The organism is Aeromonas enterica (genome assembly GCF_054052465.1).
Genome location: NZ_JBSTYL010000002.1, coordinates 257871 through 273476, shown reverse-complemented (window position 1 = coordinate 273476; position 15606 = coordinate 257871). Strand labels below are relative to the sequence as shown.

The window sequence follows — 15606 nt, the reverse complement described above, 5'->3', positions numbered from 1 at the left end:
CTGTGCTAATCTACGGCCTTTTACCAGCTAACATCGACGATTAAAGCGCCTGAGCTATCTCGTTGCTCAACCGTTTGAGTACGACGAAAACCTTTTATTGCTGTATGGTCGGTGTGCACAACTGAGCCAACTTTTGTACCTTGTGCGTTGATTATTGAGTAAGTATATATATCCATTTCAGCCAGAGTACCTTTGGTGCGATGGCTTTCTCGGACAAGGGTATCCCCATCATTAAGCTTCAATTTGTCGTGCACAGTTTATCCTCCATGTGGCATTGTTTAAGAGCCTCATGAATTAGATGCATGCCTATATATCTGACTGACCATGCATCGGTAATATTGAGAGGGCTGTTATCTTCAGGGTCTATTAAATCGGATTGACCATTTTGCTTAAATGTAAATCTACCTGTTTCGACGAGTTTCTGTTCTGGATGTTCAACCAGCAAGTAGCAGCAAATAACACCTACTGTAAGATTCTTGTCTCCTGTAATTGCAACAGAAAAAACTAATCGAAAGGTCTTGCCGACATAGTTAATATCAACTCGATTTTCATCAATACATTGCGTAACTGAGACTCCGCTGACGGAGAAATTCGGTTGTTTAAATGAACTTTCAAGAAACCCTACGAAGTCGGTAAACTTCGTTTTGATCGTAGTGTAATGACGAGATGTATTCGTCAACGAATCCTGTAACTCTCCGTTTGTTATCACAGGTGTCTCCTTAGCGCGATAAGTTCCGTTAGAGTAGCGTAGTCGAATGTTTCACGGTATTCCCGTGATATGCCTCAGTAATCTGCAGTAAATCCACCCATTTGCTCCCCCCTCTTTACGATGGGGCATATCCTAATTTTTCAGGAATGTCCCATGTCCAGTTCCAATAATCTGAAACTCGCGCTAGAGCTGGCGGCCAAGGTTACCGGCCGCGCTGACGGGTGAGGTGCAGGAGCTGGGCCCCGTTTCAGATTAGACGACCGCCGGAACGGCGCAACTGCTGGCCACCGTTGGTGGTCGCCAGCGGCTTATAAGAGGGGAATAAACAAGCAGAGGGGGTTTGCCGCTATCGATGGTCGCGGCAACATAGGGGTCAGCGTAAAAGAAACAGGATATGGCGTTTGTCGTCGTGTTCTGCATAATCGACGACATCAAACTTGCTGCTGCTCTCTTGGGTGATTTGCTGGTGGGTTAATCCGGTCAGGCACCAGGGTTTGAAGCTACCCCGTTTGATGGGGTAGTCGAGATAGCCGCGAATGGCTTGATGCCGTGCGTCGTAAACTTCAATACATTGTGAGGTGAGTTGATTGATACCGATCAACCAGAGCAGGGCCCCATTCAGGGTTTGCATATCATCACTGACCACGCAGCCATATTTTCCCCGCAGATATTGATACACTTGTCGGGCAAGGCCGCTGCGGTAATCCGGGTCGATAAAAGCGCCACGGATTTGAATACCACATTGCACTTGTGCTTCTGCATTGATGGTCAGCTGTACCGGGTTATAAACAAAGCGGCCCACAACAGTATCGTTGCCGGTGCGGGCATCTGCGACAGAGGCTAGCAGCTCTTCCTCGCTCCACTGACCGTTATCTTCGATCGCGTCGGTCAGCCACTCATCCACCCCCAGCTCGGTTACCACCAGACAGCATGAAAAGTCGCTGTCGTCGCTCATGCGATATTCAGTCAGCGCCAGTATTGCCAATCTGCGCCGGGCGATCATGAAGTGCTGAAAGGTCACCTCGTTTGTCATGCCTTCGGGATCGGTATCGAGTTGTTTGCGGTAGGTTTGAACCAGATTGGGGGCCATAGTCTTCCCGGACTTGTCTCAAAAATAAAAAAGCCTGATTCGGAGATCAGGCTTTTACCACTCTTTATTTATGCCAGCAGTTGCAGCTCTTGGGTCAGCGCCTCGTTGACTGCGCATTTTACCGCCTCGTCAAAACGTGAGTTAACCCTATGGTGACTCGACGGTTTGACGGCATAACGGAGCTTGTCATTCTTGACCAGCAGCTCTGCGATCGGTTCGATGTAGTAGCTTTCGGCACTGCTGTCGTTGCGCTTGGTTTCAAACTCATCACGCCACAGCACTATGTATCTTGGTTGATTGTATCTGGTGATATCACGGCGGATCTGGATGGGGCGCGGAAAGCTGTTATTGCTGACCTCTTTCACCACTTCAGTTTTTTGCAGTAAAGAGTGCATCGAGATTGTCATGTTGCACCTCCTTTGTTGCCGTGCCTGACAGTAGGTTGGCCACTCAGCCTCTTCTTGGCGCTAAGCTTGCCAGCAAGCTTAGCGCCAAGAAGAGGCTGAGTACACACGAATTCGCTTATAAACCGTACAAATATTGGCTGTTAACCATCCCTTTATGCAGGAATGGAGTGGCAAAATATCACACATCCTTCCTTTCATTCTAGCGTTTCACCTCCTTGTAGCGTTCTTTTTTTAATCCACCATAACCCCTTGGCATCGCCTTGCATGGGCAGAATGGGCATGTCTGTTCACTTATTGGTAAGGCTGCCCATGTCAGACCCCCGAACCCTCAAACTCGCGCTGGAGCTGGTTGCCCGTGTTGTTGGCCGCGAGGAGCTGCAAGGGCTGCTGACCGAGCTGGAGGCCCTTGGCCCCGGCAGTGCACAGGCGGCAACTGCAACGACCACCTTGACTGGCGCACAGGAGGCATTGCAGCAGAGCCTGCCCGAGAGTGGCGAACTGCTGGCCCAATCCAGCCCTCAGTGGCAGAGCTGGGGCCAGCAGTTGGCTGCGGTGGTCGAGACCCTGTTGCTACTGGACAGTCGCTCCACCCAAGCCGCGCAGACCATGGTGGGCGAGCAGCAGTTGGTGGGGCAAGCCACCCGCCAAAGCGCCGATGGGGCTGCAGAACTGGCCAAGGCCTTCGAGACGCTGGGGCTGGACTTCGAGCGGGCCAATGGCCGCATCGGCGCAGGCTTTCAGAAGACCCTGGGCGCCCTGGATGTGCTGGTGGCGCACACCGGCACCAGCGCAGCCGCCATCGAGGAGGCGCTGGCTAGTGCCTACAACAGTGCCAAGACCAAGGCCGAGCTCGATGCAGTGATCGAGCGCCAGCAGCAGCTGGCCGCCCAGGGCAAGATCACCGGTGATGCGCTGGCCCGTTCCATGGCCATCGCCGCCGACGCCATGAGCAAGGTGAAAGGGGGGAGCGGGGAGGCCAAGCAGGCGGTGGCGGCCATCGGCGATGGTTTTGACGAGGCTGCCGCGCGGGCGAAGGGGGCGACCGATGCCATGCGGGCAGGGCTCAAGGGCGTGCAGGACGAGGCCGAGCAGACCAATACCAGTCTCTCCAGCGGCGGAGGGGGCGGCAATGGCAACACTCGCACCGTCAATGCCGGGTCTTTCTATTACAAGAGCGTGGATATCAACAGCCTGCGCGGCAATGCCGATGGCCTGGCCAATACGCTTGCAGGCGTTGAAGAGGAGCTCGCCCGCTACAGCCAGAAGGTCAAAGACATTCCGGCCTATAGCGAGTGGAGCAAGTATTACGGCGAGAAGTTCCAAAAGGAGATGGAGGCCATGCGGACCCAGCTCCAGGCCGAGCTCAGTAAGGCCCAGGCCAAGGAGTCAGAGCAGGCTCAAACCGCCGGTACATCGGTAGCAGGCCAGTCAGATCCCGGCTCGCCAACCACCTCCCAAGCCCCGTTCAATCAGGGCCAACCCCAGCGGCATATCATCGAACTGCGTGGACCGAGCGGCGCCAGAGCCGAGGTGCAGGCCGACGAGGCCAATGCCAACGCCTTTATCAGTCTCCTTAAACAGCAGGGATTGCGCTCATGAACGTGACCTTAAACAGCGAGCTGCTGCCCGATGATCTGGTCTGGCGCGACGAGTTTGACTGGTCGCCCGTCGAACAGGTAGTGACGCAGACTCTCTCTGGGGCGCTCTTGGTGGAGGAGACCCCCAGACCAGAGGGGCGCCCCATTACCCTGGTGGGCCACTGTGCCCGTGCCACAGTGCAGCGCCTCAAGGTGCTGGAGGCGGTGCCGGGTCAGTTGCTGACCCTGACCCTGCTGGACGGTGTGGCCCGCACCGTCATCTGGCGCCGCCCCGGTGTAGTAGTGACGGCCTTGATCGAGATGGCCGACCCCGAGGCGGGCGAGCCCTATGCCCTGACCCTGAATTTCACCGAGGTAGCCCCATGACCATTCTTTCCGGCGATATCAAGCTGATGGCCAGCCAGCGCATGACGGATACCACCGATGGCGGTGGCCGCCTCACCGGCAGGGAAATCGTCAGCGGCGAGCACAACAGCATATTCCCCGACATCAGCGATCTGGACCGCGCCTATGGCGTGGTCAACCTGCGCAAGGTGTTTCTGGCCGTGCAGACCGACAACGTGGATACATACTTTGGTGCGAATGCCACCGTGCTGCTGCCCCCGAGCGATCCAAACGTGGGCCTGTGCCTGATGAGCACCAAAGACCACCACGACACCCGGGCTACCGCTCGCGACGTGCTGGAGCGCTATCTGGCCCGTGGGCCCAAGTGGCGGGGCTTTCTCTACGACACCCAGTTGGAAGGGCAGCGGGCGATCCGCTTCTTCCAGCGGGTCGAGGTACGTCTGCCTGAGATTGGCGAGACCCTGGTGCTGGTCGGCAATGAGGGCAAGGCGGGCGAGTTCGAGCAGTATGTGCGCGTCCTTGAAGTGAATCAGCAGTCGGCCAAGTTTCAGATCCCAGGGGTGCCGGAGTTCACCCGCAACGTGGTGACCTGCGTCCTTGCCGACCCCCTGCGCTACACCTTCGAGGGGGAGCAACCGACCCCCTATGACGTGGTGACCAACGCCAAGACGGCGCTGCGCGAGACGGTGGTAGCCGATGCGGCCAACTACTACGCATCGACCCGCATGGCGGAAGATGCGGCGTTCGGTGCCATGCAGGTGAAGGCCAAGACCATTTTCACCCAGCTGGTGCCGGCCGCCCGCAGCGAGACCCCCGCCGTGGATCTGACGGCAGCCGGTGAGCTGGCCAGCCTGGTGGATTCTGGCAAAGGGCTGGTGAGCTTCAACACGGCCGCCAATATTGCCCCGAGCCGGGGCCTGTTCCTTGGCAGCGGCGCCAAGCCCGGCACAGTGACCATCACCATAGGGGCGGCGGTGATCACCGACCGGGGCGGCGACCTGGTGGTGGCCGGTACGATAATCGGTGCCATCGACTATGGCCGTGGTCAATGTGAGTTCAATGCCCAGTGCCCGAACTACGGCGCGGCCAGCAAAACAGTGAGCTTCTGGCCAGCCGCCCTTCCATCACGGATTGCCGACACGGCGCGGATCGAGGTCAAGGCCAACAACCGCGGCTATGCCTACACCATCACCCTGATGCCGACCCCGGCACCGGGCACCACCACTGTGTCATTCATGGCGCAGGGGAAATGGTACGACTTGAAGGACAACGGGCGAGGGGAGCTGCGCGGGGCGGATCTCTCCTATGGCTCGGGCACCATCAATCTGGCCACCGGCTCTGTCATGCTGACCCTGGGGGCGTTGCCGGACGTGGACACCTCCATCATGTTCAGCTGGGCCACCCCGGTGAACTACACCAACCGCAGCGGCCAGGCGATCAGCATCAGCAAGAGCGCCTGGCAACTGCCCCACACCGGGATCACCCCCAAGAGCCTGATCCTGATTTGGGGCGCTGGCCTGACCGCCAACGATTCGGTGGGGGATGGCAAGATCCGGGGCGATATCACCGGCACCATCAACTATGCCGAGGGCATCATCGATCTGGAGCACATCACCCTGCCGGCGCTTGGCCAGGAGTATGCGGCCCAGTACCAGTACGGTGAGCCGGTGACCGAGCGCCACGTCGAGCCGGGGCGCCTGAGCACCCCGGGGCAGGTGGGGCACCTCTCCATCACCCTGGATGGCTCTGGCGGTGGGGCGCACAACCTGACCCCGGGATCGGTACGGGTCAAGTTCAACGCCCTGTATCACAAGTTTGACGTGGACGATCAGGAGCTGGTGATCGCTACCCGCGATCCCATCATCACCCTGCGCGATGACGGGCTCGGCAACCTGCTCGATGCCAGCGGCATGGTGCTGGGGGCCATCGACTACACGGCCGGCACCCTGCATTTCATGCCGGACGGCAGCGCCCCCTTGCCCAAGCCGACCTATGCCTGGGTGACCGTAGGCACCCGCTGGGAGGGCAACCAACAGCTCGCGGTTCAGCGCTGGACCATGACCGGGATCCAGTACCACACCACGGCCTATACCTTCCCGGATGGCGAGCAGGGCTGGGTGGAGGTGACCTACCGCAATAACAACAGCGCGCAGGCCCAGAATGCCACCCTGACGGCGCAGGCGCTGCGTATCGACGTGACCCCCGGCTTTGCCGAGGCGATCCTGGAGGGCTCGATGCGCTTCACCCTGGGCGGGTCTACCTATGTTGACCGGCAGGGGCTGCTCTACCGCAACCCGGATCCCGAGACGGGCGCCGGCATCCAGGCGGGCACCATCGACTACTCCAACGGGTTGGCGGTGCTGGCTGACTGGGCAGCAGGGCAAGCGGCCCAGCCTGCGCTGCAATCGCTGGCCACCTCGTTCAGCGCCCAGTCGGTGGATGCGGTGACCTTCCGCACCCCGGGCGCCCCGCTGGCACCGGGTAGCCTCTACATCAGCGCCAATACCGCCAGCGGCCGCCGTATCGAGGCCACGGCAGACGGGGACGGCTATTTCACCACCACCGACATGGACGGCCGGGTAAGCTACCAGACCGGCATCGTGCAGGTGCGCTTTGGCCGCAAGGTCACGGCGGCCGGCAATGAGAGCCAGCCCTGGTATGACGCCGAGGCAGTGGGGGAGGATGGCAAGATCTGGAAGCCCACCAGCGTGGTGGCTGACACCATCCGGTTCAACTGCGTGGTGTTCAGCTACCTGCCGCTGGATGCCGACATCATCGGGCTGGATCCGGTACGTCTGCCGTCTGATGGCCGGGTGCCCTTCATCCGCAAGGGCAATATCGTGGTGGTGCACAGCACCCAGCGCAGCGCCTTCCCGCTGGGGGTGACGGCAGGGCAGCAGCTCAACACCAACCGCACCCGGTTGGCTTATGCCCATGTGGAGGACAAGGACGGCAAGCAGCTGGCGCCGGCGCTCTACAGCGTCAACCTGGACAGCGGGGTGGTCACCCTGGCCAGTCCGCTGAACCTGACCGGCTACGTGGAACCGCTGGCCGTGGTGCACCGCATTGAGGACATGAGCCTGGTCACTGATGTGGAGATATCCGGCCGGCTCACTTTGGCCCGTCCCTTGTCTCACGCCTATGACTCCACCGACACCTATGTGTCGAGCGCGCTGATTATGGGGGATCTGTGGTCACGTTACACCAGCCTGTTCGACCAGAAGACGTGGACCAACAAGTGGCAGGACTACGTGGACGGCGACCAGTCAACGGCCCAGTACAACGACACCGACTTTCCGTTGGTGGTGACGAACCGGGCCACCATAGAGGAGCGCTGGGCGATCATCTTCCAGTCCAGCACCTCGTTTGTGCTGGTCGGGGAGCATGTGGGCCAGATAGCGCTGGGTGACGTGAACACCGACTTTGCCCCGGTCAACCCCAACAATGGCCAGCCCTATTTTCGGCTGGACAAGCGGGGGTGGGGCACAGGTTGGGCCACCGGCAACGTGCTGCGCTTCAACACCCAATCGGCCAACTTCCCGATCTGGGCGATCCGCACCGTGTTGCAGTCGGTGGCAGCCAGTGAAAGCGACAAGTTCGAGCTGCAACTGCGCGGCAACGTCAACCGCTGATGTGGCAGTGAACCCGGTGGGCACTCTTTTGTAGAGCGCGCCCCCCCTTATTTTGCCGTGGGGCCGGACCTGAAAGGTCTGCCCCGCCATGGAGACTGACGCAATGGCTTATCCCGTGAAGTGGTTCGCGAGTGAAATGCAGGGTGCCCCGAGCTTGGGGGATACCACCGAGGGTGCGCTGACGGCGCTGCTCAAGGCCATCATGGTGACCGGGTTTGGCTCCCTCACCATCAATGCCCTGGCCTGGGATGCGGCCAAGGGCTGGGCGGTGGCGACCTTTACCGGTGGTCATGCCTACCTGCAAGACTCTGTGGTTGAGGTTGGCGGCGTGAGCCCGGCGGCCTACAACGGCGAGCACAGGGTGATGCAGGTCAGCAGCACTCAGGTATGGTTCGAGCTGGAGGGTGGTAACCCGGGTGCTGCGGGTTCTGGCGCGGCCATGACCATGAAGGTGGCGCCACTGGGCTGGACGCTGACCCATGAGAGCGGTGACGGCAAGGTGGCCATCTACCGGCCGACCGACATCACCGCCTCTGGCAACGTCTCCCTGCGTATCGACAACACCGCATTCAGCGGCTGGACCGGCACCAGCAGCGCCCATCTGGCCAAGGTGGCCATGGTTGAGGACGTGGTGGATATCAACACCTATACCAACATCGTGGAGGCTCGCTGGCCAGCGACCAAGCGTTATTCCAACGGCCGCTGGGATCTCATCGGTGACAGCCAGATATTCTATTTCTTGCCCGCCTTTGCCCTTGCCAACTACCAATTTATGTATAGCTTTGGCTACCTCAATTCGGTGCGGCCGGGGGATCGCTATCATGCGGTGTTGAATTGGTATCCCACCGCATCAGCCAGCGATGCAACCAGAGTGTGGTCGAATGGTGCAGGTGCTGGCAACAGCGGCTATGGCAACCCCTATCCGGTGTTCGATAACACCTCATACAAAGTGATCGCTCGCGCCTACCATCAGCTGTTTGGCACCACGACCTGTTGGCAGAAAGGCTTGTTTGGTCTGTTTGGCTCGGGTCTGCCCATTCCCAACGGCCCTGACAACGGTTTTTATCTCTCGACCGACCCCATCATGGTGCTGGAGTTGGGCGGCCACCTCCGGGGGTATCAGCCCGGCTTGGTCGTGCCATATGGTTCGCCGGCGTCATGGGATAGAAAGAACTTCCGGGACTTGCCAGCGATACCCGGCAAGGTGACCCGCTTTATTCTGGTGGGGTATTCGGAGACGCAGAACTCATCGGGGCAACGTGTGCTGATTGGGTTTGATCTCACTGGCCCCTGGAGGTAGTCATGGCCACATTCCTTCCCGATCACGGGCGATTAGTCAGTGTTCGCGCTCAGTCTATCGGTGGCGATAATGTCGATTATGATGTGACCGCCATCAGCAATCCAAACTGGTACAACCTATACGGTGAAACCGCAGACATAGGGGTATTCAGCTATGTATTTAACCCCAGCGGGGTTGCTAACACTGGCGTCGTCCCCACCAAAACCATTGCGCTGGCAGTGCGTGACGTTGTTTTTCGGCTAGATCTTCGAAATGCCACTTTGACCCCGGATTACTGTGACATGGATCTGGAGTTTTTGGATGCTGGCGGGGTGGTGCTGGCCGCTATACGTACTCGCTGGGATGCAGCTTACCGGCATGGGTTATGGTATGGCCCCAATCTGGCTACCTTGACCAAGGCGGCGCAGATCGGTAGTTATCCCCAGACATCCGGCAGTTTGAGTTTTACCGACAGTGCCATCATTTTTACCACTGACACTGGCACAAATAAGAACCAGTCTTTCAGTATTACCTGCAACACCCTCGCCATCACCCAGCTGAGATTTTCTAACCTCAGAGCACAGTCATCCTACACAGGCGGCACCGGTGGGGCTTATGTTTTTGTGGAGATTGCCAGTGCCCCAGCTGGTTTTGATGGTCACTTTGCCGCTCTGACAGAGGCACAGTACATCGCGCTGGCCCCTGACCTTAAACTCCCTGCTGGCGCTGTGCTCACCCACACGCCAGGTGTGGGGCTAGTCGCGTCGGGCTCGGCACCATCCTACATCCTGACAAAGGGGATCTTGCCGGGGCAGACTGGGGTGCTCCTCAATAGCAGTGATCAAGTAGTGGCCCGCCTCTCCTATGTGGGTGGGGTCGCCAGCCTGACCGTTGGTGGGGTGACAACCGACGTTGCATGTACGGCACCCTATATCACCCTGTTTCACTACAACGGCCAAGCGTTTGGTTACTACCAGAATCAGGTGATTGTCCGTTCAACCCTGTTTTTTGCCGAGAGTGAGCAGAGAAATTGGATCGAGTTACAGCCGGGAGACACTTTGGCCAGTGTCGGCACTGAGTGGACACCTCTGTCGCAAGAGTTTACCTATTACACCCATTGCCATCATTTGACCGCCACCCCCGCCAACCAAGAGCCAAGAGCCGTTTTCCAGCCGCAGGATGCGGCCTGGCGTGGCACCCCACCGCTCTATGCCGGGCCAGTCAACGTGCAACAGATGAGCCAGTCGATCGTCTGCAAGGGACATGACTATTTCTGGATCCGCGATGGGGTACGCAATGTGGAGCAGGGCTACATCAGCAACCGGGTGACTATCAACGGGGAGGGGGTCAGGCGCCGGGTGCTCTGCTTCACCCAGGACGGTGAGCTGGTCGGCGAGACCTATAGCCGTGCCTCGGATGGAGTCTATCAGTTTGACCTGCTGTGGCTGAACAAGCGTTACATGCTGGTCGCCCAGGACGACCCTGCCTATGGGCCAGCCGATTACAACGCCGTCGCGGCCGACTACCAGGCGCCGCTCCCCTACCCAGCAGATGGCAGTGTTGTTCCTGTCCAATTTCGCTAATAACCCAAGGAGCGCCACATGCTCAAGTTCAGCGAGACGGTGCGCACCGCCCGCGCCCAGGTGCTGGCCACGGCCATCGACACCGGCAGCGCAGGCCCTGCCACCTTCAAAGTCTACACCGGCCCCCGGCCTGCCCCGGGGGCTGCCATCACCAGTCAGCAGCTGCTGGTCACGCTCCAGTTCCCCAACCCTTGCGCGCAGTCGGTGACGGGCGGGGTGCTGACCCTCAAACCATTGGCTGAGCAGATGGCCACCGGCAACGGGGCCCCCAACTGGGGGCGTTTTTCCAACCGGGACGGCGACTTTGTGGCGGATCTGGATGTGGGCCCCCCCGGTAGTGGGGCCGATCTGGAGATCCCCACCGACGAGCTGTTTGCCGGCGCCCTGGTGCGCATCAACACCGCCACCATCACCGAACCTTAACCGGAGCCACCTATGGCCAGAAAGGACGCCTCCCTTGAGCTGCGCAAGGCGCGCCAGAGCAATGGCAACCTGGAGCTTAACCAGGCCATGGTGGTGCGCTATGAGGCGGTGCTCAATGGCCACCCGCTGCCGCCCGTGTTGGCCTGTTCGCCCTGGCTGGTGCTGCCATCCGTGGTGCAGGGGCAGACCATCGCCCCGGCGCTGTCAGCCGATACGGGCCTGATCTACCCTGCCACCCTGGCGGCGCCGTCACCGGCCGCCGTGGCAGAGATCCGGGGAACCATCGTTATCGAGTGCGCCATGGCCGTGACCACCCAGGCCGCGATCCACGACTTCGACGCCGGCTATGACGTGAACGTGTTCCGGGGGCCGAGCCATGCCAGTGCCGGCGACTGGGACCGGGCCGCGCTGGTGAGCAGTGGGGTGGCCAGTGACTGGCAGCAGCCGGCCATTGAGCGATCCAGCTGCGCCGCTGACTGGCAGGAAGCCGCACCGCAGGTGTCCGCTGTGGTCGAGCTTGGGGAGGTCATGCCCCAGCGCTATGAGCTGGCTCAGGGGGTGTTTGAGGAGGCGGTGGCGGTAGGCATGGCTCATGGCCAGCCGTTCGACAACTTGCCGCCGGGTCACGCCGTCACCCAGACCCTGTGGGTCGAGGCCGGGCCGGTGGATAGCTGGCAGGTGAGCGGGTATCGCAACCCGCCGCGCTTTGACCTGGTATGGCAGGCCGACCAGTGGCAGGAAGGGGGCAAGCTGGGCAAGGCCAGCGGCCAGCAGTTGAGCCATGGCCGCCCGCAGCACTGGCGCTGGCTGGACAGGTGGGAAGAGGCCAAGCCGCCTGACCGAGGCATCAGCCCGGATCCGAAGCCGCCGATCATCCCCGAGCGCCCGGACAAGCGGATCAAGGGGCTGGTCTTCGGCCGCAAGCGTGGTGATGCCTCGCTGGAGTTCGTCTGGTATGGGCAAGATGCCCGCATCGTTATCCCAACCCGGAGGGTTTATCTGGTGAGTAACACAGCAAGCATTGTGCGGGTGCGCGATGGGCTCGATATCCCGGCCACCGCCGTGAATATCGAGCTCGATACCGACTCCTGGGCCTGGCAGTTCAGCGCCCAGATCCCGCGTATCGCGGCGGTGGCCCAGTTGGCGGCGGCCGTGCTGCCGTCTGGCTGGACACTGGAGTGGCAGGCGGCGGATTGGCTGGTACCGGGCGGATTTTTCAGCCTGGATAACCAGACCCCGATCGAGGTGGTCAAGTACCTGGCCGAGGCGGCCGGTGGCTTTGTGCTGCCACACCAGCGCAACCGGCATCTGGTCATCAAGCCGCGCTATCCCACTGTACCCTGGCAGCTTGAGGCGGCGCTGGCCGATGTGGCCATCCCCCGCGCCATCACCACCACCCTGGGCAGTGACTTCCAGCCAGGGCAGGCGGCCAACGGTATCTGGGTTAGCGGTGGCCATCAGGGCATCAGTGCGCGGGTAGTGCGTCAAGGCACTGCGGGCGAGCAACTGGCCCAGAGCATCACCCATCCGCTGGTATGCGATGTGGCTGCGGCCCGCGCTCAGGGTGTGGTGGGGCTGGCCAAGACTATGCCCAAGCGCACTCAGACCATTGAACTGCCGCTCTCGGACGATACGGGTCTCATTATGCCGGGCGCACTACTCGCGATGGATGGCTGGAAGGGCTACAACCGGGGCGTCAGGGTCTCTGCTGAGCTGCAGAACAAGGCCATGACGGTGCGCCAGCGACTGAGCGTGGAGCGATTTGTATGAACCTGTTCAAGCGATTCCTGGAACTGGTACCCGGTGCCGACCCGCTGCTGGTTGGTACCGTGACCGCTGTGGGCTCTACCACGACCACCTTGGATACGTTGGCGGGCGGTACGATCACAGTACGGGGCGCAGGGGTAGCCGTCGGCAAGAAGGCGTTTTACAGGGGAGGGGAGCTTGCAGGAGAGGCGCCTGACTTACCGACCTATGAAATAGAGGTTTAATGCCGGTTTAACGGGCTTATCAAACTCGGCGATTCCTGTGCCATCAAGTTTGATAAAAGTACCAAGGGCACAGTTTTTCGTTTTAGGCAGAAAGATTTTTCATTTTTCGCGGCAGGCTACACAAGTGCAACCTGCTCTACCTGCTGGCGGGCGGGATCTCCCTTGGACTCGCGGTCTGGCTGCTGCCGCTGCAGGCGGAGTGGATCCCGCTGCTGATGTTGTCGGTGGCGCTGCCCCCGGCGGTGCTCAACTACATGCTGTGCGAGCAGTACCAGTGCCAGCCCGAGAAGGTGGCCAGTATCGTGCTCGGCGGCAATGCGCTCTCTGTGGTGGTGATCCCGCTGGCGGTTTGGCTGGCTCTGCACATCAACGGCTGAGCCGGTTATTGCCGTCGTTTCCATGGGCACCTGCTGACGTCCATTCATTGCTGATCCCTTCGCTCCCATCTTTCCTCAAGACGGTGTTTTGTCGCATTGCCGGCATGGCGAGCGATGCAAGTTCCCTTTTCGTGATCCTCGGCGAAGTCACTGCCGTCGAATTGGCATAGTATCTGGCCAGCATGAATCCCACCCGGGGTGGGAGCCAGGGGATTTACAACATGATGTCCGTCAGTAACCAATGTTTGTTGATGCAGATCCAGCCCACCATCTTGCGCTTTGCCAAGATGCTGGCCAGCGTGCTGCAACTGGAAGTGGAAATCGTGGACGCCAACATGGTGCGGGTGGCGGGAACCGGCCCTTATGGCAAGTTTTTCGGCCGCCAGCTGGAGGGGGACTCCCGCCTGTTGCGCTACGTGATCGAACACCAGCGCGAGAAAATAGTCACCCACACCAGCGAGGATCCGGTCTGCGAGGGGTGCAGCTGCAAGGAGAGCTGCCGGGAGCGAGCCTTCCTCGGGGTGCCCATCATGGTGGAGGAGACCTGCATCGGGGTCATCAGCCTGGTGGCCTTCAACGCCGAGCAGCAGGCGCGCCTCAACAACAATCTGCAGGAGGTGTGCGACTATGTGCAGCACATCTCCAGCATCTTCGTGGCCAAGCTGCTCGATTCCCGCGGGCTGTCGGACGGGGTCAACAAGGTGTTCCTGAACCTGATGAACCACATGGATCAGGGCTGCCTGCTGCTCGACGAGAAGAGCCAGGTGCGTTATGCCAACGAGGTGGCGCTCAAGCAGCTCAACTGCCAGCAGGAGCAGTTGCTGGGGCGCGAGATTGGCGTGCGTCCGCTCACCTTCGCCCAGCAGGGACTGACCGGGCACATGCAGCACATCATCACACTGGCGGATCGCCAGGAGCTCATCATAGGCCAGTTGCACCATGTGCAGGGCCAGCAGCTGTTTCTGATGGCGTTTCACCAGTCCCACTCGGCCCTGAGCCAGCCACTGGAGCCGGACGAGGGTATGGCGCTGCTGATCGGCGAAAGCAAACCGATGCGGGCGCTGAAAAAGCTGCTCCATCGCATCGCCCTGAGCCCCTCCAGCGTGTTGGTCTGCGGCGAGAGCGGCACCGGCAAGGAGGTGGTGGCCCGCGCCATTCACCGCCTCAGCCCGCGCCGTGACAAGCCCTTCATCGCCATCAACTGCGCCGCCATTCCGGAGCAACTGCTGGAGAGCGAGCTGTTTGGCTACGTGAAGGGGGCCTTCACCGGTGCCTCCAGCGGCGGCAAGCAGGGGCTGATCCAGGCTGCCCATCAGGGCACCCTGTTTCTCGACGAGATAGGGGACATGCCGCTCACCATGCAGGCCAAGCTGCTGCGGGTGCTGGAGCTGCGGGAGGTGACACCTATCGGTGCCAGCCGGCCCGTGCCGGTGGACATTCGCATCATAGCCGCGACCCACCAGCATCTGGAGCAGTACATTGCCGAGGGCAAGTTTCGCGAGGACCTCTTCTATCGCCTCAACGTCATCCCCATCCACCTGCCTCCGCTGCGCGAACGGGAAGGGGATGTGGCACTGCTGACCCATTACTTCCTCAACCTGCACACCAGCCGCATCGGTCTCATCTATCCGGGGCTGAGCCCGGAAGTGATGGGCCTGCTCGAGGGGTATCGCTGGCCAGGCAACGTGCGCGAGCTTAGCAACCTCATCGAGTATCTGGTCAACGTGGTGCAGGCGGGGGAGGTGATCGAGAGCATACTCCTGCCCCCCAACATATTGCGCAACCAGCACCGTGATGCAGAGCCGGTGCCTGAGGATATGCAGCACGCCGCTCATCTGCCGCACCATCAATGGCGCGGCGCCGGGGAGCTCCCGGTTGCTGTCGATCGTACCTCGCTATCCGCCCCCGTCATGGCTGAAAGCGGCCCGGTCGATCGCGGCCTTGAACCGCCCCTTGGGGAAAACGGGCTGGAGAGCATGGAAAAGCAGGTGATAGAGGAGACCTTGCAGCGACTTGGCAACAAGAAGCTGGCCGCCCAGGCACTGGGGATTGGAATTGCGACCCTCTATCGCAAGATAAAGAAGTACGAAATCGCCGTGCAGGCCTGATCCTCACACCGCCGTGCACCGCAAACGCGGTCTGCTCAGATAATGGCTGCGCCGGGGACAAGGC

At 60.5% G+C, this 15606-nt stretch carries 13 protein-coding genes and 1 pseudogene; 10 read left to right on the top strand and 4 right to left on the bottom strand.

Annotated elements, in window-relative coordinates; translation table 11 throughout:
• Positions 1–20 precede the first annotated feature (20 nt).
• The 4 genes from ACW5XD_RS03455 to ACW5XD_RS03440 form a co-directional block, all read right to left on the bottom strand.
• Entirely contained in the window at positions 21–254 is a 234-nt protein-coding gene (locus ACW5XD_RS03455) for a hypothetical protein (RefSeq protein WP_456493650.1), read from the bottom strand.
• The gene (locus tag ACW5XD_RS03450) at positions 239–709 is read right to left on the bottom strand and encodes a hypothetical protein (RefSeq protein WP_456493649.1); all 471 of its coding nucleotides are present in this window, start codon (positions 707–709) and stop codon (positions 239–241) included. The genes ACW5XD_RS03455 and ACW5XD_RS03450 overlap by 16 nt, the downstream gene beginning before the upstream one ends.
• Positions 710–1082: 373 nt before the next feature.
• Positions 1083–1799: a hypothetical protein gene (locus ACW5XD_RS03445; RefSeq protein WP_456493648.1), complete on the bottom strand. Its 717-nt coding sequence runs from the start codon at positions 1797–1799 to the stop codon at positions 1083–1085.
• A 68-nt stretch (positions 1800–1867) separates the two neighbouring features.
• Positions 1868–2206 carry a hypothetical protein gene (locus tag ACW5XD_RS03440; RefSeq protein WP_103261839.1) on the bottom strand — a complete coding sequence of 113 codons (339 nt, stop codon included), beginning with the start codon at positions 2204–2206 and terminating at the stop codon, positions 1868–1870.
• A 309-nt stretch (positions 2207–2515) separates the two neighbouring features.
• On the opposite strand from ACW5XD_RS03440, the gene ACW5XD_RS03435 reads away from it, so the two are divergent.
• From ACW5XD_RS03435 to ACW5XD_RS03390, 10 genes and pseudogenes are all read left to right on the top strand, one after another.
• Entirely contained in the window at positions 2516–3805 is a 1290-nt protein-coding gene (locus ACW5XD_RS03435; RefSeq protein WP_456493647.1) for a hypothetical protein, read from the top strand.
• Positions 3802–4170, top strand: coding sequence for a hypothetical protein (locus ACW5XD_RS03430; RefSeq protein WP_456493646.1), 369 nt, complete (start codon positions 3802–3804; stop codon positions 4168–4170). The genes ACW5XD_RS03435 and ACW5XD_RS03430 overlap by 4 nt, the downstream gene beginning before the upstream one ends.
• Positions 4167–7781 (top strand): curculin (mannose-binding) lectin protein, encoded by a 3615-nt coding sequence (locus tag ACW5XD_RS03425; RefSeq protein WP_456493645.1) that lies wholly within the window; start codon positions 4167–4169, stop codon positions 7779–7781. Before ACW5XD_RS03430 ends, ACW5XD_RS03425 begins: the two co-directional genes overlap by 4 nt.
• Before the next feature lie 103 nt (positions 7782–7884).
• A complete protein-coding gene (locus ACW5XD_RS03420) occupies positions 7885–9081 on the top strand; it encodes a hypothetical protein (RefSeq protein ID WP_456493644.1) in 1197 nt (398 codons plus the stop codon).
• Between the two features lie 2 nt (positions 9082–9083).
• Positions 9084–10643, top strand: a complete 1560-nt coding sequence (locus ACW5XD_RS03415) for a hypothetical protein (RefSeq protein WP_456493643.1) — start codon at positions 9084–9086, stop codon at positions 10641–10643.
• A gap of 18 nt (positions 10644–10661) precedes the next feature.
• Positions 10662–11066: a hypothetical protein gene (locus ACW5XD_RS03410; protein ID WP_456493642.1), complete on the top strand. Its 405-nt coding sequence runs from the start codon at positions 10662–10664 to the stop codon at positions 11064–11066.
• Positions 11067–11078: 12 nt separating this feature from the next.
• Positions 11079–12836, top strand: coding sequence for a hypothetical protein (locus ACW5XD_RS03405; RefSeq protein WP_456493641.1), 1758 nt, complete (start codon positions 11079–11081; stop codon positions 12834–12836).
• Entirely contained in the window at positions 12833–13057 is a 225-nt protein-coding gene (locus ACW5XD_RS03400; protein WP_456493640.1) for a hypothetical protein, read from the top strand. Before ACW5XD_RS03405 ends, ACW5XD_RS03400 begins: the two co-directional genes overlap by 4 nt.
• A 122-nt stretch (positions 13058–13179) precedes the next feature.
• A pseudogene (locus ACW5XD_RS03395) lies at positions 13180–13434 on the top strand (AEC family transporter); the annotation flags it as partial.
• A 221-nt stretch (positions 13435–13655) separates the two neighbouring features.
• Positions 13656–15542 carry a sigma 54-interacting transcriptional regulator gene (locus tag ACW5XD_RS03390; protein ID WP_456493639.1) on the top strand — a complete coding sequence of 629 codons (1887 nt, stop codon included), beginning with the start codon at positions 13656–13658 and terminating at the stop codon, positions 15540–15542.
• Positions 15543–15606: the final 64 nt, after the last annotated feature.

Bases quoted from the DNA above. Each gene is read 5' to 3' on its own strand.
- ACW5XD_RS03410 (WP_456493642.1), top strand. From the start codon at position 10,662: ATGCTCAAGTTCAGCGAGACGGTGCGCACCGCCCGCGCCCAGGTGCTG.
- ACW5XD_RS03425 (WP_456493645.1), top strand. From the start codon at position 4,167: ATGACCATTCTTTCCGGCGATATCAAGCTGATGGCCAGCCAGCGCATG.
- ACW5XD_RS03445 (WP_456493648.1), bottom strand. From the start codon at position 1,799: ATGGCCCCCAATCTGGTTCAAACCTACCGCAAACAACTCGATACCGAT.
- ACW5XD_RS03440 (WP_103261839.1), bottom strand. From the start codon at position 2,206: ATGACAATCTCGATGCACTCTTTACTGCAAAAAACTGAAGTGGTGAAA.
- ACW5XD_RS03400 (WP_456493640.1), top strand. From the start codon at position 12,833: ATGAACCTGTTCAAGCGATTCCTGGAACTGGTACCCGGTGCCGACCCG.
- ACW5XD_RS03415 (WP_456493643.1), top strand. From the start codon at position 9,084: ATGGCCACATTCCTTCCCGATCACGGGCGATTAGTCAGTGTTCGCGCT.
- ACW5XD_RS03390 (WP_456493639.1), top strand. From the start codon at position 13,656: ATGATGTCCGTCAGTAACCAATGTTTGTTGATGCAGATCCAGCCCACC.
- ACW5XD_RS03430 (WP_456493646.1), top strand. From the start codon at position 3,802: ATGAACGTGACCTTAAACAGCGAGCTGCTGCCCGATGATCTGGTCTGG.
- ACW5XD_RS03435 (WP_456493647.1), top strand. From the start codon at position 2,516: ATGTCAGACCCCCGAACCCTCAAACTCGCGCTGGAGCTGGTTGCCCGT.
- ACW5XD_RS03405 (WP_456493641.1), top strand. From the start codon at position 11,079: ATGGCCAGAAAGGACGCCTCCCTTGAGCTGCGCAAGGCGCGCCAGAGC.
- ACW5XD_RS03420 (WP_456493644.1), top strand. From the start codon at position 7,885: ATGGCTTATCCCGTGAAGTGGTTCGCGAGTGAAATGCAGGGTGCCCCG.